Raw genomic sequence first — 16,299 nt, 5'->3', positions numbered from 1 at the left:
TGTTTCGCGGCTTTTGGCTATTGGCGGTGCTCAGGGCCGTGCATCAGCGCGCCTCCCATTGGGGCAGGCCGAGCACTCACGCCACTGCTCTTTTCGCACCAGGTCACTCCAGGTAAAGCCAGTCTTTACGCTTTCTTTATGGGCCCCCCACCCCGTCGATCTCGCTCCTTTACAGGCTCCCTGCGGACAATGGCGGCATTCGCGGCAAGCGCCGTACCTCGGAGACATTCCATGAGCATTCTGGATGCAGTGTCGCTGCTGTTGGCGGTGGGCCTGTTCGTTTATCTACTGGTTGCGCTGTTGCGCGCGGATCGGAACTAGGAGCTGCGGTTATGCACAGTTATGACTATTGGCTGATCCTCGCCTTCTTGGCATTGGTATTGGTGCCTGCACCCTGGCTGGGACGTTTCTACTACAAGGTCATGGAAGGACAGCGAACCTGGCTGACCCCGATCCTCGGACCGGTGGAGCGCGCCTGCTACCGGGTGGCCGGTGTCGATCCCCAGGTAGAGCAGAGTTGGAAGAAGTACGCCCTTGCGCTGCTCGCCTTCAACTTGGCCGGGTTCGTCCTGTTGTTCGCAATCCTGCTGTTTCAGGGCGCTCTGCCGCTCAACCCGCAGCACCTGCCCGGACAGGAGTGGACACTGGCGTTCAACACCGCAGTGAGTTTCATCACCAACACCAACTGGCAGGCCTATAGCGGTGAAGCCTCCCTGAGCTACCTCAGCCAGATGGTCGGCTTGACGGTGCAGAACTTTGTCAGCGCCGCCACCGGCCTGGCCGTATTGGTTGCCCTGTGCCGGGGCATTGGCCGGCGTTCGGTACGTACCCTGGGCAACTTCTGGGTCGACATGACCCGTGCCACCCTCTATGGCCTGCTGCCGCTGTGCCTGTTGCTGGCTCTGTTCCTGGTCTGGCAGGGCGTGCCCCAGACCTTTGCCCACTACGTTGATGCGCTGACCCTGCAAGGCAATGACCAGGTGATCCCCCTCGGGCCGGCGGCCAGTCAGATCGCGATCAAGCAGCTGGGGACCAACGGCGGCGGCTTCTTTGGCGTCAACTCGGCGCATCCCTTCGAAAACCCTACCGCCTGGAGCAACCTCTTCGAACTGGTGTCGATCATCCTGATACCGGTGGCCCTGGTGTTCACCTTCGGTCACTACGTCAAGGATCTGCGACAGAGCCGGGCCATCGTTGCCTGCATGTTCGTCCTGTTCCTGATCGGTGGTGCCACCTCGCTGTGGGCGGAGTACCAGCCCAATCCGGCGCTGCAAAACGCTGCTGTTGAGCAGACCGCGCCGCTGGAAGGCAAGGAAGCGCGTTTTGGCACCACGGCCACGGTGCTCTGGGCGGTCACCACCACGGCCGCTTCCAACGGCTCGGTGAACGGTATGCATGACAGCCTGAACCCTCTGAGCGGGATGGTGGCGCTGATCAACATGATGGTGGGCGAAGTGATCTTCGGCGGCGTCGGTGCCGGTCTCTACGGCATGCTGCTGAACGTGTTGATCGCGGTATTCCTGGCTGGCCTGATGATCGGCCGCACTCCGGAGTACCTGGGCAAGAAGCTCCAGGCCAGGGAAGTGCAACTGCTGGTGCTGACCTTGATGGTGATGCCCATTGGCGTCCTGGTCCTGGGGGCCCTGGCCGCCAGCCTGCCCGGGCCTGCCGGTGCCATCAGCAACCCGGGGCCCCACGGTTTCAGCCAGTTGCTGTACGCCTATACCTCGGCCAGTGCCAACAACGGCTCGGCATTTGGCGGCATGGGGGCCAACACACCGTTTCACAACCTGATGCTGGGCCTGGGCATGTTGATCGGGCGCTTCGGTTACATCCTGCCGGTGCTGGCCCTGGCCGGCAGCCTGGCGCTGAAGAAGGCCGTGCCCATCGGCCAGGACAGCTTTCCCACCCACGGCCCTTTGTTCGTGGCCTTGTTGAGCGTGACCATCTTGCTGGTGGGCGGCCTGACTTTTCTGCCGACCCTGGCGCTGGGCCCGATTGCCGAACACTTGAGCATGGGCTTCTGAGGACCTGATGATGAATATGCATGTTCCTGCCTCGAACAAGACCGCTGATGCGGCCGCCAAGGCCACGCATTCCCCTGTGCAGTCCTCGGGTACCGCGATCTCGGCGCTGTGGCGTCCGGCGCTGATCCAGGCCTTCGTCAAGCTCGACCCACGCCAGTTGCAACGCTCGCCGGTGATGCTGGTGGTCGAGTTGACGGCGATCCTGACCACCGTGCTGTGTTTTGTCCCGGACAACGCCGTACCAACCTTCGTTGCCGGGCAGATTGCCCTGTGGCTATGGTTCACCGTGCTCTTCGCCAACTTCGCCGAAGCCCTGGCCGAGGGCCGAGGCAAAGCCCGGGCTGACAGCCTCAAGGCCGGCAGCGAAGGCCTCAGTGCCCGGCGCAGAACGGCAGAGGGCGCCTACCAGGTAGTGCCGGCCACCAGCCTGCGCAAGGGTGATGTGGTACGCGTTGCCGCCGGAGAAATGATCCCCGGCGACGGCGAGGTAATCGAGGGCATCGCTGCGGTCAACGAGGCGGCGATCACCGGTGAGTCGGCACCGGTGATTCGTGAGTCCGGCGGTGATCGTTCGGCGGTGACCGGCAATACCCGGTTGGTCTCCGACTGGTTGCTGGTACGCATCACCAGCAACCCTGGAGAGTCGACCCTGGATCGCATGATTGCGCTGGTGGAAGGCGCCAAGCGCCAGAAGACCCCGAACGAAGTCGCCCTGGATATCCTGCTGATCGGCCTGACCCTGATCTTCCTGTTGGTGGTGGTGACCCTGCAGCCGTTCGCTCATTTCGCCAATGGCAGCTTGCCGCTGGTGTTCCTGGTCGCGTTGCTGGTGACCCTGATTCCCACCACCATCGGCGGATTGCTGTCGGCCATCGGGATTGCCGGGATGGATCGCCTGGTGCGCCTGAACGTGATTGCCAAGTCCGGGCGTGCGGTGGAGGCCGCAGGGGATGTGCACGTATTGCTGCTGGACAAGACCGGCACCATCACCTTCGGCAATCGTCGCTGCAGTGCCATTCACCCGGCCCCCGGGGTGACTCCGCAGGAGATGGCCGAGGCTGCGCTGCTGGCGTCCCTGGCGGATGACACCGCCGAAGGCAAATCCATCGTCGAGTACCTGCGTGAACGTTATCCACAGCCCGAGCCCGGTAGCGAACTGCTGACTGCCGTGCCCTTCAGCGCACAAACCCGTCTTTCTGGCGTCGACTACCAGGGGCGGATCTATCGCAAGGGCGCAGTGGATTCGGTGCTGGGTTTTGTCGGCCTCCAGCGCGGCGACCTGGCGCCGGCCCTGTCCCGGGAGATCGACCGGATCGCCCAGAGCGGTGGCACTCCGCTACTGGTATGCGCAGAGGGCCGGTTGCTCGGAGCCATTCACCTCAAGGACGTGGTCAAGCCGGGTATCCGCGAACGTTTTGCCGAGTTGCGCAAGCTGGGGATCCGCACTGTCATGGTGACCGGCGACAACCCGTTGACTGCCGCCGCGATTGCCGCGGAGGCCGGGGTCGACGATGTGCTGGCCGAAGCCACGCCGGAAAAGAAACTGGCGCGCATCCGCCATGAACAGGACGACGGGCGCCTGGTGGCCATGTGCGGTGACGGCGCCAATGACGCCCCGGCGCTGGCCCAGGCCGATGTCGGCATGGCAATGAACGATGGTACCCAGGCGGCACGCGAGGCGGCCAACATGGTCGATCTGGACAGCGATCCGACCAAGCTGCTGGACGTGGTGCAGATCGGCAAGGAACTGCTGGTGACCCGTGGCGCCCTGACGACCTTTTCCATCGCCAACGACGTGGCCAAGTACTTTGCCATCCTGCCGGCGCTGTTCGCGGTGATTTATCCACAGCTGGGGGTGCTCAACATCATGCACCTGGCCAGCCCGCAGAGCGCGATCCTCTCGGCGATCGTGTTCAACGCCTTGATCATCGTGGTGCTGATTCCCCTGGCGCTGCGAGGGGTGCGGGTGCAGGCGGCGAGCGCTGCGCACCTGCTGCGGCGCAACCTGCTGATCTACGGCGTGGGCGGAATCGTGGTGCCCTTTGTCGGGATCAAGCTGATCGACATGCTGCTGACTGCCCTGCACCTGGTGTAACGCCCCTGGACGCGGGGCCGGGGAACCGGCTCCCGCAGGACTGAACGAACCGAGGAACTGATGATGAGCACTGTATTGCGTCCGGCCCTGAGCCTGATCGTGTTGATGACGTTGATCACCGGAGTGGCCTATCCGCTGGTGGTGACCGGGGTGGCCCAGGTGGCGTTCCCGGAACAGGCCAACGGCAGCCTGGTGCGTGACGCCGAGGGCAAGGTCCGGGGTTCGGTGCTGATCGCCCAGGATTTCACCGGCGATGCCTGGTTCCATCCACGGCCTTCGGCGGGTGCCTTTGCCACGGTCTCCAGCAGCGCCAGCAACTTGGCTCCGAGCAATCCGGCGCTGGCCACGCGGGTGATCGACGATGCCAGCAAACTCCTGGTACCCGGCCAGGGGCCGGTGCCGCTGGCGTTGCTGACCACTTCGGGCAGCGGTCTCGATCCGCACTTGCCACCGGAGGCAATTAACTATCAACTGGCGCGCGTTGCCGCGACGCGCAATCTGCCGCTGGCCAAGGTGCAGGCACTGGTGGACGCCCATATCGAACGCCCCCTGGTGGGGCCGCCGGTGGTCAATGTGCTGGCCCTGAACCTGGCGCTTGAAAGGCTTTGATGGGCTCGATGAGAGGTTTTGCCCATTGTGCCCGGCACATCGGGTCGCCGTTGCGAGTGGCTGCTGCCGTAGTTGCCGCCATGATTGACGCTTGGCCGACTGCCGCTGTGGTAGCGGCTACAGTGTGCTCGTCAGACTGTTCAGCCCAAGAGAGATCCGCCCATGAGTGATTCCGGCCGCGCCGATGCGCTGCTCGCTGACCTGCCCCGCGATGGCCGCGGCCGGCTCAAGGTCTTTCTCGGCGCCGCACCTGGCGTCGGCAAGACCTACGCCATGCTCCAGGCCGCCCACACGCAATTGCGCCAGGGGGTCAAGGTCCTGGCTGGGGTGGTGGAGACCCATGGTCGTGCCGAGACCGAGGCGCTGCTCGGTGGCCTGCCGCAGCAGCCTCTGGTGCGTTCGGAATACCGTGGGGTGATGCTGGAAGAGATGGACCTGGACGGCTTGCTCAAGGCCGGGCCCAAGCTGGTGCTGGTGGACGAACTGGCCCACAGCAATGCCCCGGGCAGTCGGCACGCCAAGCGCTGGCAGGACATTCAGGAGTTGTTGGCGGCAGGCATCGACGTCTTCACTACGGTCAATGTCCAGCACCTGGAAAGCCTTAACGATCAGGTACGCGGCATTACCGGCGTCCAGGTTCGCGAGACCTTGCCTGACTGGGTGCTGCAGGAAGCCTACGAACTGCTGCTGGTGGATTTGCCACCCCGCGAGTTGCTGGAGCGCTTGCGGGACGGCAAGGTCTATGTGCCGGAGCAGGCGCGGGCGGCGATCGACGCGTTCTTCACCCAGACCAATCTCACCGCCTTGCGTGAGTTGGCGATGCAGACCGCAGCGGCCCAGGTGGACAACGATCTGGCTCAGGGCTATCGCCAGTTGGGGCAGGCGGCACCAGCGGTGCGTGGGCGTTTGCTGGTGGGCATCGACGGCGATGCCCAGGCCGAGCGCCTGGTACGCCACGCCAGTCGAGTGGCCCAGCGTCGACATCTGCCCTGGAGCCTGGTGCATGTGGACAACGGGCGGCTGCGCGACGAGCAGTCGCGATTGCGACTGCAGGCAGCCCAGCAACTGGCCGAGCGCCTGGGCGGAGAGGTGGTTCAACTGCGGGCTGGCGAAGTTGCCAAGACCCTGATTCAGCACGCCTCAGAGCGTCGTGCCAGCTTGTTGCTGGTGGGGCAGTCCAGCCGTGGCTGGCGCCGTCGCTGGTTGGGGGGCGGATTGGCCGCGCGCCTGTTGCGCAATGCCGATGGCTTGGAGATCAACGTCCTGGACTGCGAGCCACAACTCCATCAGCCGGGCTTGCGGGTCAAGCACTCGTTGGCGTGGTTTGACTATGGCCTGGCGGTGCTGGCAACACTCTTGGCCAGTGCCCTGGCCTGGGGCGTGGCCAGTGTCTTGCCGTTGCCGAACATTTCCCTGGTGTTTCTCGCTGCGGTATTGCTGGTGGCGGTGCGCAGCAGCCTGGGGCCGGCGCTGGCCTGCGCCGCGTTGTCGTTCCTGAGCTACGACTTCTTGTTCATTCCACCGAATTTCTCCCTGTCCATCCAGCGTGAAGAAGATGTGCTGACGCTGCTGTTCTTCCTGCTCATGGCGGCGCTGACCGGCAACCTGGCGGCGCGCCAGCGGCGGCAGTTGCAGGCGTTGCGCGATACCCAGGAGGAAACCGGCGAACTGCTGGACCTGTCGCGCAAGCTCACGGCGGCCACCGACCGGCAGGCAGTGATCAGTGCCGCAGCGCAGCACCTGCATGGAGGGGACGAGTTGCGTATCTGCCTGCTCAACCGCGATGGGCAGGGCGACTGGAAAGTCGAGACCGGTGGTACGCCACAGTTCTCCGAGGCTGAGCGCGCGGCGGCCGACTGGGCCTGGCAGCATGATCAGCCGGCAGGGCTGGGGACTGGAACCTTGCCCTTCGGTCGTTGGTGGTGGTGGCCGTTGTCGGTGGAAGACGGTCCTCTGGGGCTGCTCGGTGTCTGTCCTCGGGAAGGTGCGGTCTTCAGCGGCCAGCGCCGACGCTTGCTCACCGCCCTGAGCCAGCCGCTGGCCCAGGCCCTGGCGCGGGCACGCCTGGCCGAGGACCTGGAAGCGGCGAGATTGCATGGTGAAACCGAGCAGTTGCGCAGCGCCTTGCTGGCCTCGGTGTCTCATGACCTGCGCACACCACTGACTTCGATGCGAGGCAGTATCGATAGTCTGTTGGCGTTGGGTGAGGCGATTCCCCTTGAGGATCGTCGTGAGCTGCTGGAGGGGACCCGCGATGAGGCCGAGCGCCTGGATCGCTATATCCAGAATCTGCTGGACATGACCCGGCTCGGCCATGGCGCATTGAAGCTGGCCCGTGACTGGGTGGCGCCGGGGGACATTGTCGGCAGCGCCCTGAACCGCTTGCGTGCTGTGTTGGCACCCTTGCGGGTGAGTACCGATCTGCCGTCAGACCTGCCGTTGCTGCATGTGCATGCGGCCTTGATCGAGCAGGCCCTGGTCAATGTGCTGGAGAATGCGGCGCGTTTCTCGCCGGCCGAGGGCCTGCTGCAGCTAAAGGTCAGTGTCGACGAGCGGGAGTTGAGCTTCGCTGTCAGCGATGAGGGGCCTGGTATTCCCGAGGAGGAGCGAGCAAAGATCTTCGATATGTTCTACACCGCGGCCCGCGGCGATCGAGGCGGGCAGGGCACGGGCCTGGGGCTGGCCATCTGCCAAGGCATGGTCGGAGCCCACGGTGGGCGTATCAGTGTGACCGAAGGCATCGACGGTCACGGTACGTGCATCACCCTGCATCTGCCATTGCCGACCCAGCCGGAGCTTGAGGATGAATAGCTGTAGAGTGCGGCGCTGTCTTGCCGCGCATGGAGCCCTCGGGGCTCGGCATGCCTTGAGCTACTCTTTTGCCTCTTACTGATCTTGAACTGAAACCATGAGCCAGACCGCGACCATCCTGGTCATCGACGACGAACCGCAGATCCGCAAGTTCTTGCGCATCAGCCTGGCGTCCCAGGGATACAAAGTGATTGAAGCCGGTACCGGCAGCGAGGGCCTGGCCCAGGCGGCGCTGAACCAGCCCGACCTGCTGGTGCTCGACCTGGGGTTGCCGGACATGGACGGCCAGCAGGTCCTGCGCGAGTTCCGCGAGTGGTCGGCGGTGCCGGTGCTGGTGCTTTCGGTGCGTGCCAGCGAAGTGCAGAAAGTCGAGGCCCTGGACGGTGGGGCCAATGACTACGTGACCAAGCCTTTCGGGATCCAGGAGTTTCTCGCGCGCATCCGCGCCTTGTTGCGTCAGGCGCCAGGCGGAGAGGTGCAGGAGGCGGCGCTGCAAGTCGGGCCGCTGACAGTCGACCTGGCGTACCGCCGGGTGCTGCTGGACGGTGCCGAAGTGGCATTGACCCGCAAGGAATACGCAGTGCTGGCGCAGTTGGCGCGGCATCCCGGGCGGGTGATTACTCAGCAGCAACTGCTCAAGGATATCTGGGGCCCGACCCATACCGAGGACAGTCACTACCTGCGGATCGTGGTCGGGCATCTGCGTCAGAAACTGGCCGACGATCCGACCCGGCCACGCTTCATCGTCACCGAGGCGGGTGTCGGTTATCGCCTGGTGGGCGCCGAACCTTGAGCCCGCCGGGTCATGGTTTCAGGTACTACAGCTGTTCCTGTTCATAACGATCCAAGGTATCGCTGGCGATTTCGCGGCCCAGGGCAATCAACTCCGGCGCCTTGTAGAACTCGAAGAACCGGCACACGCGTTTTGGCACGTTGATCAGGATATCCGGCGGATAGCCGGCGATCTTGTACTGAGCCAGAGAGGTCTGCATGACCTCGAAGCTCTGGTTGACCAGATCCAGCAGCGAGGCCGGGCCGACGTTGTCGATGATGAACGAGCCGCTGGCGGATTTGGGCGCGCCATCGGCTTGCGGTGCCGCAGCCGGTTGCTGGGACTCGGGCTCCGCCCCTTCGACCCAGGGGTTGATCTCCGCGGCCTCGCTCTTGAAGGCCTCTTGCTCGAGCAGCAGCAGTTGTTCGGCCTGTTTGCGGCGGAACGGCAGGTGCGAGCCGAGGGAGTTGATCAGGCTGTCGAAGCGGCTCTTGAACGCCGGCGGGCGCTGGATCACGGGCAACTGATAGTGGCGCTGGTTGGTCGAATTGAGGTTGACCGCAATGATCAGGTCGCAGTGGCTGGAAACCACCGGCACGATCGGCAGCGGGTTCAGCAGGCCGCCGTCCACCAGCATCCGGTTGCCTTGCATCACCGGGGTGAACAGGCTGGGGATGGCGGCGGATGCCCGCATAGCTTGATGCAGGCAGCCTTCCTGGAACCAGATTTCCTGTTGATTGGTCAGGTCGGTGGCCACCGCTGTATAGGGAATGCGCAGGTCTTCGATGTTGATCTCGCCGACTATCTTGCGAATCTGGCCAAAGACCTTCTCGCCACGAATCGCCCCCAGGCGGAAGCTCACATCCACCAGGCGCAGCACATCGAGGTAGTCCAGGCTTTCGATCCATTCACGGTACAGGTCGAGCTTGCCCGCCGCGTAGATACCGCCCACCACCGCGCCCATGGAACAACCGGCCACGCAGGCAATGTCGTAACCGCGTTTTTCGATTTCCTCGATGACGCCGATATGGGCATACCCGCGGGCGCCCCCGGAGCCCAGGACCAGTGCAACACGTTTGTTCATGATTCGTCCCTTCGACAAACAGGCTGCAACAATGCACCCATAGCGCCCCAGGGTTCAATTGCTGATGCTGTCGGGTGTTTGCGCGCGGTTTTTTCTAGGGCCTTGCAGGCTGCGCGGCTATGCTCCTGCGGCTATATTTTTCCAAGGTGGGGGGCCGGCACTTTTTTCCGCCGCTACCGTCTTAACCTGTACGACTGTTTCTCTTTTTGAGGTGTGATTGATGAAAGCCTGGATCTGCTTGCCCCTGATTGCTCTGGTCCTCACCGGTTGCGCTGGCAAGACTGCCTATCGTGACAGCTGCGGTACTCAGCTGGACGCCGCCTGGCATGAACTGGACCTGGCCAAGGCCGAGGGGTTCGCCGGAACCGTGAGCTACTCCAAGGCACTGTCGCTGTTGACTGGAGCCAAGACGCAACAGCAATTCGAAGCCTTTGAAGGCTGCACCAACAAGGCCGAAAAGGCACGCTTCTACATTCGCGAGTCCCGTGCCGGGCGTTGATCCGCGCCAGCCGCTACGCTGCTGAGGCAACAATCATCACCTTGGGCCAATGACCTGACGCAATGCCGGTTACGGGCCCTCGGTACCATTCTTGAACTGGATGAGCCGAAGCTGGCTTGTAAGTCGTGTTGGGGAATCCGTGATGTCTGTCCTGGTTGATCGTTTGGTGGCTCAGATCCTGGGCCTGGAAGTGCGTTTGCTGGCTTGTCAGGCGCGCCTGGCGGCAGCAACGGATGCCGAGGCCCTGCTGCACGATCTGCGTATTGGCGTACGGCGCTTGCGCAGCCTGTTACGGCCATTGCGTGGCTTGCCCGGGGTCGAACAGTTGGAGGCCGCAGCCAGCGAGGTGGGGCGTATGACCACGCCGATCCGTGATCGCGAGGTCCTGGCCGCCTATTTGCACCAGCATGGGCTGCATGCTGCTGCCGATCGACGCACCGCCCAGTTGGCCGACGAGTATTCGCAGGTAGCGTCGGGATCGCAGCTGGCGCAATTGTTCCTGGTGCTGGATGCATTCACGCGGTTCCTCCGTGCATCGGCGCGTCAAGGCTTGCTCCAGGGGTTGCGCGGACGGATCGAGAAGCGTTTGGCCAAGCAGTGGAGCGCCCTGGGCGAGGCCCTGCAGGATCCCGCCCACGACCGCCATCGTCTGCGCCTGTTGATCAAGCGCGTGCGCTATGCCGCCGATGCTTATCCCCAGTTGGATCGCTTGCCGTCCCAGGCGATGAAGCGTCTCAAGGCGGCTCAGGGTGCGCTGGGTGATTGGCATGATTGCTGGCAGTGGCTGGCGCAGGCCGAACAGCAGTCGGATCTGCGGCCCTGCGTGGCGGTCTGGGAACGCACCATGCTCAAGGCCCAGGCTCGCGCTGATGAGGTGCTGGACAAGCTGCACCGAGATTGCTTCAAGGGATGACGGCTGCGCAGCGGCCTTTCTGTCCGCTGCTTTGGCCGGAATAGTTGCTGTAGGCCTCTGCGACGCTGGTTAAGATCCCTCAGTCAACTTTTCTTCCCCGAGGTGCTCATGCGTTTCTACGATTTGCTCGAAGCCGTTCGCAGCCAGCCCCAGGCACTGACCATCCCGGCAGAGTGGGCTCAGGGGCGCGCCAGCTTCGGTGGCCTGGTGGTGGCCCTGCAATATGAGGCAATGCGGGCCAAGGTGCCGGTGGACCGCCCAGTACGGTCCCTGGCGATCACTTTTGTCGGTCCGGTGGCGCCCGATGTACCTGTCAGTTTTGAAGTGGATGTACTGCGCGAAGGCAAGGCCGTCAGCCAGGTGCTGGGTCGGGTCATGCAGGAGGGCCAGGTGGTGACCCTGGTACAGGGCAGCTTCGGCGCCTCTCGGGAGTCCTGTGTCAGTGTCATTGCCCAGCCTGCGCCCGAGATGAAGCCTTGGGATGATTGCCAGGAGTTGCCCTACATCAAGGGCGTGACACCGGAGTTCATGCGCCACCTGGCGATGCGCTGGAGTATCGGCGGCTTGCCATTCACCGGCAATCGCTCCCGGGACATGGGCGGTTGGGTACGTTTGCGCGGCGACGTGAAGGAAGAGCCACTGACCGAAGCGCACATCCTGGCGCTGGTGGATGCCTGGCCGCCTGCCTTACTGCCACACCTGACCAAGCCTGCCGCCGGCAGTACCTTGACCTGGACCATCGAGTTCGTCCAGCCGCTACTGGAGCTGAGCACCCTGGACTGGTGCCGGTATCGGGTGGAAATCGAGCACGCCCGCGACGGCTACGGGCACGCTGCGGCCGCGCTGTGGAGCCCCGATGGGCAGTTGATCGCCTTGAGCCGGCAGACGGTGACCATCTTCGCCTGAGTGTTCAGCGTCGGTGGCGTTGTCGCCAGGCCCGCCACCAGGCACCACTGAGGACAAAACGCGGAAAGGTCACGAACTGCTCGACCAGCAGGCGTTGCACTGCATCCTTGCGATCGCTGAACGGTTCGGAAGCTTGGGTTTCCAGGCTATGGCCGTGGCGCTGCAGGCCCAGGGCGGCGAGGACGCCGATCACTCCGATTGCCAGGTTCAACAGGTTCAGGGAGAACACCCCCGAGGCGATCAGCAGGAAACCGACAATGAACAGCGGCACGGCAATCAGGTGCAACACCAGGTTGGTCGGGTGCTGGTGGCTTTGCGGGTAGACGCGCCACTGCCAGGCGGGAAGGTTGGGGTGACGTTTGCCCATGTTGATCATCCTTAGTGCTTGAAAACTCGTGAACCAAGGATAGGACGCGGGCGGTGGGTCGGCGAATCAAGGCTGGCTATGGGGCCGATAGCCAGCGCAAAGGGGGTCAAAGGGGGGCGAGGTGCTCCGGTGCGAAAGACAGGAGCCGGCTCAGAGCTTCAGTTGGCCAATGGCCTTGCTCAACTCGCCCGCCAGGGTAGCCAGCTCGCCACTGGTGGTGGCAGAGGAAACGGTCTGCTGCACGGTGTTTTCCGTCACGTCGCGAATACTTACCACGGCGCGGTTCATTTCTTCCGCCACCTGGCTTTGCTGTTCCGCAGCGACCGCGATCTGGGTGTTGCTTTCACGCATCTGGGCCACGGCACTGGTGATCTCCGCCAGCGCCGCCCCGGCTTCCTGAGCCTGCTGCACGCAGTCGTCGGCCTTGAACGAGCTCTCCTGCATAAAGTCCACCGCATCACGGGTGCCAGCCTGCAGGGCGGAAACCATGCTGGTGATTTCGTCGGTGGAGGCCTGGACACGCTTGGCCAGGTTGCGTACTTCATCTGCGACCACGGCAAAGCCTCGACCCATTTCACCCGCTCGAGCGGCTTCGATGGCGGCGTTGAGCGCCAACAGGTTGGTTTGCTCGGCGATGCTGTGGATAACGTTGACCACGCCGTTGATCTTCTGGCTGTCCTCGGCGAGCTTCTGAATCATCTCGGCAGTCTGCTGCACGCCGTTGGACAATCCGGCGATGGACTTCTGCACCCGTCCGACCACTTCGTGCCCGGTGCCGGCCAACGTGTCGGCTGTCTGTGACAGATCCCGGGTTGCCCCGGCATGCTGGGCAATGTGGTAGACCGTGGCGGACATCTCATTGATTGCGGTGGCGGCCTGATCGGTTTCACTCTGTTGGCCGAGCATGCCGTGGCGTACATCGTTCATGCTCGACGCCAGGCGAGCAGCGCCCTGGTCCAGTTGCCGAGCGGTATTGGCCACGGTATTCACAACTCGCTGGTAACCGGCCTGCATGGCGTTGAAGGCGCTGGCCATCTGGCCGACCTCATCCTTGCAGGACAGGGGGACGCGAGCAGACAGGTCGCCGGTTTTCTCCACGTGCAGCATCACGTCCTTGAGGGTGTTGAGCTGACTGAGAAGAAAGCGGATCAGCAGTTGCGAGGCGCACAGCATGGCGAACATCAGGATGAATACGGCGACCGCGTAGTTGGTGAAGCGATCGCTGAAAACCTGCGCCAGGCTGGGGGCGTAGGCCAGAACCGCGAGTTGCTGGCCATCGGCGCGCTGGATGACCTGTGCGCCCAGCAATGGATTGTCACCGAACAGTGGCAGGTGATTGATCTCGACCCAGCCATTGGCACCGCTGAGTTGCGGCAGTGGTTGCTGGTCGAGGCTTGGGGTCTGTCCCTGGGTAAAGGTCAGCAGGTGTTCGACGCTGGGCAATGGCTGGCCGGGCGGCCAGGCATCGAGCAGGCGAGCCTGGGCCTGGGCGCCAGCTTGTGCTGCCTGGCCACGTGCCTGTTGCTCCAATTGCACCGCATACAGCACCAACAACAAGGTGGTGACGAAGGCGACCGCATTGACTGCCCAGAATTTATATTTCAGCGAGATGTTGCTAAGCCAGGCACCCATAGAAGGTCTTCTCTGATTGAGCGAAACAGTATTGGCAAGGTGCCATTATTGTGCCGCTATGATCTCGGAATAATCTTGATATGGGTCAAGCAATTTCTGACAAATTGAAGAAGGCTCTGGAGCAGGCGGTACTGTGGCTGGCCAGGTCTTCCGGAGTTTCCTCGCGGTGCCGTGCCACTTCGCGCAGCACCTCCGGCAGGTAGGCCGGTTCATTGCGACCGTTTTTGGGTTTTGGCCGCAGGCTGCGTGGCAGCAGGTACGGTGCGTCGCTTTCAAGCATCAGGCGCCCGCGGGGTATGTTGCGGACCAGGGGATGCAAGTGGGTACCGCGGCGTTCATCGCAGATCCAGCCGGTAATGCCGATGTGCAGATCCAGATCCAGGTAGCTGAACAATGCCTTTTGTTCACCGGTGAAGCAGTGCACCACAGCGGCTGGCAGACGGTCACGAAAATCTCGCAGGATGTCCAGCAGGCGCTGGTTGGCGTCGCGTTCGTGGAGGAACACCGGCAACTGCAGTTCGGCAGCCAGGGCCAAGTGTTCTTCCAGGACCTTCTCCTGTTGTGGGCGAGGCGAGAAATCCCGATTGAAATCCAGCCCGCATTCGCCCACTGCGCGGATTCGAGGGTCGTTGAGCAGGGCCCGCAAGCGGCGGGCGCTGTCGCTGTTCCAGTCGCTGGCGCAGTGTGGGTGCAGGCCCGCGGTGGCAGCCAGTCGTTGTCCGTCGGGATCCAGTTGCTGGCACAATTCCAGGGCCTGCTCGCTGCCCTCGACACTGGTTCCGGTCAGGACCAGTTGGCAGACGCCGGCGGCATAAGCCCGATCGAGAACGGCCTGGTGTTTTTCGGCAAAACAGGGATTGGTCAGGTTGACGCCGATATCGATGAGTTGCATGGTGCTTTATCTCCGCCTGCGGCCGGAAAGCATATCAGAGCTCCAGATTTATAAGAAAAATCAAGAACTACAACGAGTTAAAGCTGTCTTTTGCTGCCGGAAGAACGTTGCGACCAGGGCTGTCTCCGTCGTTGCGCTTATCTTTCGCACCTTGCCAGCGCTCAAAGCGCTCTGTTTCTGTCGATCAATTCTTCAAAAAGCGACGAAGGGTTGAACAGCACCCTTTGCGGAGAACGGATGACCCGATCCTCGATATTGCTCGCACTGTGCCTGTCGTTGCTGTTGCCCTTGCCGGCGATGGCACGCTTGGCCGGGCCGCCGGAAACCCATGCCTCCGGCAAGGTGCGGGATCTGGCGGAAATTCGTGGCAGCCAGGTACTGCGGGTGCTGGTCAATCAGAGCCGCAACAGTTCCGGTGAAGTCCAGGGCCAGCCCATAGGTGTCGAGTACCATCGTCTGCGAGCATTCGAGCAGTACCTCAATGGCCATGCCCGTGACGGCCAGGAAATCAGCCTCAAGATCATTCCCAAAGCCAAGGATCAGTTGCTGGGCGCCTTGCAGCGTGGCGAAGGGGACCTGGTGGCTCCCGGTGAATTGCTTGAAGCCCAGCCCGGGCACGCCGTCAGCGCCAGCGATCCGATTGTCAGCAACGTGCCGTTGCTGCTGGTGGGGATCAAGGGCGAGCGCCGCTACACGCGGATCGAGCAGTTGTCAGGCAAGACCCTGACCCTGACCACCGGCAGCGCGGCGGGAGAGGCGGTGAGCCAGATCAATCAGAAGCTGGCGCTGCACAAGCTGGCCCCGATCAAGGTCGAGTGGGTCGATCCCAGCCTGGCGGTGGAGGATGTGCTGGAGATGGTCCAGGGTGGGATTTTTCACCTGACCATCGTCGAACAGCCGATAGCCGAGCGCTGGAGCAAGATCCTGCCCAAATTGCGCTTCGATAAGCAGTTGAAAATCAGTGAGCCGGGTGAAGAGCACTGGTTTGTCCGGCGCGATGCGTCGATGCTGCGGGCCAGTATCGATCGATTCCTCAAGACCTATAAGACCCCGTCCGATCAGGACGTGGCCTTCCTGCGCATCTATCGGCGTCAGTACCAGGTGCATTACCCCCTGGCTCGAGCCGATCGCCAGCGCCTGGAGAAATTGCGCCCGGTGTTGCAGAAGCACGCCGGGGAGCAGGGCATGGACTGGCTGAACCTGGCGGCCCTGGCATTCAAGGAATCGGCTTTGCAACCCAATGCCAGGAGTGGCAGCGGGCCCACCGGCTTGATGCAGATCACGCCGTCGGCGGCGCAGCGAGTCGGGGTCAGCAACATCCAGTCCGTGGACAGCAATGTGCAGGCCGGGGCCAAGTACCTGGCGTTGATTCGGCGCAAGTTCTTTTCCAGTCCCAAGCTCAACGAGCGCGAGCGCATGGCGTTTGTCCTGGCGGCTTACAACATGGGGCCGGAGCGGGTCCAGGGGATGCGCAGCGAGGCTCGGCGGCGGGGGTTGAATCCCAATCAGTGGTTCTTCCAGGTGGAGCGTATCGCCATGGAGCAGGTGGGAATGGGGGCGGTCAGCTATGTTAATAGCGTCAACAAATACTACCTGGCCTTTGACCGTGAACGAGACTCCCTGGAGCCTCGGGAGCGGAAAGTTGCGTCACGGAAATAATCGAAAATATTGATTGTTATCTAGGATTATTTC

14 protein-coding genes are annotated in these 16,299 nt (G+C 62.9%); 10 read left to right on the top strand and 4 right to left on the bottom strand.

The genetic code is table 11. The annotated features are described in order from the left end of the window. Window positions 1-231: 231 nt before the first annotated feature. The 6 genes from kdpF to ACZ5BO_RS25435 all read left to right on the top strand — a co-directional run bounded on the left by kdpF (window position 232) and on the right by ACZ5BO_RS25435 (window position 8,335). A complete protein-coding gene (gene kdpF, locus ACZ5BO_RS25460; protein WP_043274482.1) occupies window positions 232-321 on the top strand; it encodes a K(+)-transporting ATPase subunit F in 90 nt (29 codons plus the stop codon). Window positions 322-332: 11 nt separating this feature from the next. Further along, complete coding sequence (gene kdpA, locus ACZ5BO_RS25455; protein ID WP_464696887.1) at window positions 333-2,027, top strand: potassium-transporting ATPase subunit KdpA; 1,695 nt, start codon at window positions 333-335, stop codon at window positions 2,025-2,027. 10 nt (window positions 2,028-2,037) lie between these two features. Further along, a complete protein-coding gene (gene kdpB, locus ACZ5BO_RS25450) occupies window positions 2,038-4,122 on the top strand; it encodes a potassium-transporting ATPase subunit KdpB (RefSeq protein ID WP_025127141.1) in 2,085 nt (694 codons plus the stop codon). 63 nt (window positions 4,123-4,185) lie between these two features. Beyond that, window positions 4,186-4,731, top strand: coding sequence for a potassium-transporting ATPase subunit KdpC (gene kdpC, locus ACZ5BO_RS25445; RefSeq protein WP_464696885.1), 546 nt, complete (start codon window positions 4,186-4,188; stop codon window positions 4,729-4,731). A 162-nt stretch (window positions 4,732-4,893) separates the two neighbouring features. Continuing rightward, a complete protein-coding gene (locus ACZ5BO_RS25440; RefSeq protein ID WP_464696884.1) occupies window positions 4,894-7,542 on the top strand; it encodes a DUF4118 domain-containing protein in 2,649 nt (882 codons plus the stop codon). A gap of 97 nt (window positions 7,543-7,639) precedes the next feature. After that, window positions 7,640-8,335: a response regulator gene (locus tag ACZ5BO_RS25435; protein WP_025127144.1), complete on the top strand. Its 696-nt coding sequence runs from the start codon at window positions 7,640-7,642 to the stop codon at window positions 8,333-8,335. Window positions 8,336-8,360: 25 nt separating this feature from the next. Here the strand turns inward: ACZ5BO_RS25435 and ACZ5BO_RS25430 are convergent, their stop codons facing one another. Beyond that, window positions 8,361-9,398 (bottom strand): patatin-like phospholipase family protein, encoded by a 1,038-nt coding sequence (locus ACZ5BO_RS25430; protein ID WP_025127145.1) that lies wholly within the window; start codon window positions 9,396-9,398, stop codon window positions 8,361-8,363. 220 nt (window positions 9,399-9,618) lie between these two features. Between ACZ5BO_RS25430 and ACZ5BO_RS25425 the strand changes: the two genes are divergently transcribed. The 3 genes from ACZ5BO_RS25425 (at window position 9,619) to ACZ5BO_RS25415 (ending at window position 11,716) form a co-directional block, all read left to right on the top strand. Beyond that, window positions 9,619-9,897 (top strand): hypothetical protein, encoded by a 279-nt coding sequence (locus tag ACZ5BO_RS25425; RefSeq protein ID WP_011062563.1) that lies wholly within the window; start codon window positions 9,619-9,621, stop codon window positions 9,895-9,897. Window positions 9,898-10,039: 142 nt separating this feature from the next. Continuing rightward, window positions 10,040-10,810 carry a CHAD domain-containing protein gene (locus ACZ5BO_RS25420; RefSeq protein ID WP_464696883.1) on the top strand — a complete coding sequence of 257 codons (771 nt, stop codon included), beginning with the start codon at window positions 10,040-10,042 and terminating at the stop codon, window positions 10,808-10,810. A gap of 108 nt (window positions 10,811-10,918) precedes the next feature. Further along, window positions 10,919-11,716 (top strand): acyl-CoA thioesterase, encoded by a 798-nt coding sequence (locus ACZ5BO_RS25415; protein WP_464696882.1) that lies wholly within the window; start codon window positions 10,919-10,921, stop codon window positions 11,714-11,716. Between the two features lie 4 nt (window positions 11,717-11,720). On the opposite strand, the gene ACZ5BO_RS25410 is transcribed toward ACZ5BO_RS25415, so the two are convergent. The 3 genes from ACZ5BO_RS25410 to ACZ5BO_RS25400 all read right to left on the bottom strand — a co-directional run bounded on the left by ACZ5BO_RS25410 (window position 11,721) and on the right by ACZ5BO_RS25400 (window position 14,607). Further along, a complete protein-coding gene (locus ACZ5BO_RS25410) occupies window positions 11,721-12,083 on the bottom strand; it encodes a DUF962 domain-containing protein (RefSeq protein ID WP_025127148.1) in 363 nt (120 codons plus the stop codon). Window positions 12,084-12,233: 150 nt separating this feature from the next. Then, window positions 12,234-13,715 carry a methyl-accepting chemotaxis protein gene (locus ACZ5BO_RS25405; RefSeq protein ID WP_025127149.1) on the bottom strand — a complete coding sequence of 494 codons (1,482 nt, stop codon included), beginning with the start codon at window positions 13,713-13,715 and terminating at the stop codon, window positions 12,234-12,236. An 85-nt stretch (window positions 13,716-13,800) separates the two neighbouring features. Continuing rightward, window positions 13,801-14,607 carry a TatD family hydrolase gene (locus ACZ5BO_RS25400; protein ID WP_464696881.1) on the bottom strand — a complete coding sequence of 269 codons (807 nt, stop codon included), beginning with the start codon at window positions 14,605-14,607 and terminating at the stop codon, window positions 13,801-13,803. Between the two features lie 237 nt (window positions 14,608-14,844). On the opposite strand from ACZ5BO_RS25400, the gene ACZ5BO_RS25395 reads away from it, so the two are divergent. Continuing rightward, on the top strand, window positions 14,845-16,266 hold the full coding sequence (locus ACZ5BO_RS25395) for an MltF family protein (protein WP_464696880.1): 1,422 nt from the start codon (window positions 14,845-14,847) through the stop codon (window positions 16,264-16,266). Window positions 16,267-16,299: the final 33 nt, after the last annotated feature.

The sequence above is a fragment of the Pseudomonas sp. FFPRI_1 genome, from assembly GCF_055384485.1.
The sequence above is the reverse complement of the archived record's forward strand: the minus strand, read 5'-3'. Positions and strand labels throughout refer to the sequence as shown.

Bases quoted from the DNA above. Each gene is read 5' to 3' on its own strand.
- kdpC (WP_464696885.1), top strand. From the start codon at position 4,186: ATGAGCACTGTATTGCGTCCGGCCCTGAGCCTGATCGTGTTGATGACG.
- ACZ5BO_RS25420 (WP_464696883.1), top strand. From the start codon at position 10,040: ATGTCTGTCCTGGTTGATCGTTTGGTGGCTCAGATCCTGGGCCTGGAA.
- ACZ5BO_RS25415 (WP_464696882.1), top strand. From the start codon at position 10,919: ATGCGTTTCTACGATTTGCTCGAAGCCGTTCGCAGCCAGCCCCAGGCA.
- ACZ5BO_RS25430 (WP_025127145.1), bottom strand. From the start codon at position 9,398: ATGAACAAACGTGTTGCACTGGTCCTGGGCTCCGGGGGCGCCCGCGGG.
- ACZ5BO_RS25410 (WP_025127148.1), bottom strand. From the start codon at position 12,083: ATGGGCAAACGTCACCCCAACCTTCCCGCCTGGCAGTGGCGCGTCTAC.
- ACZ5BO_RS25425 (WP_011062563.1), top strand. From the start codon at position 9,619: ATGAAAGCCTGGATCTGCTTGCCCCTGATTGCTCTGGTCCTCACCGGT.
- kdpA (WP_464696887.1), top strand. From the start codon at position 333: ATGCACAGTTATGACTATTGGCTGATCCTCGCCTTCTTGGCATTGGTA.
- ACZ5BO_RS25440 (WP_464696884.1), top strand. From the start codon at position 4,894: ATGAGTGATTCCGGCCGCGCCGATGCGCTGCTCGCTGACCTGCCCCGC.
- ACZ5BO_RS25435 (WP_025127144.1), top strand. From the start codon at position 7,640: ATGAGCCAGACCGCGACCATCCTGGTCATCGACGACGAACCGCAGATC.
- kdpB (WP_025127141.1), top strand. From the start codon at position 2,038: ATGAATATGCATGTTCCTGCCTCGAACAAGACCGCTGATGCGGCCGCC.
- ACZ5BO_RS25395 (WP_464696880.1), top strand. From the start codon at position 14,845: ATGACCCGATCCTCGATATTGCTCGCACTGTGCCTGTCGTTGCTGTTG.
- ACZ5BO_RS25400 (WP_464696881.1), bottom strand. From the start codon at position 14,607: ATGCAACTCATCGATATCGGCGTCAACCTGACCAATCCCTGTTTTGCC.
- ACZ5BO_RS25405 (WP_025127149.1), bottom strand. From the start codon at position 13,715: ATGGGTGCCTGGCTTAGCAACATCTCGCTGAAATATAAATTCTGGGCA.
- kdpF (WP_043274482.1), top strand. From the start codon at position 232: ATGAGCATTCTGGATGCAGTGTCGCTGCTGTTGGCGGTGGGCCTGTTC.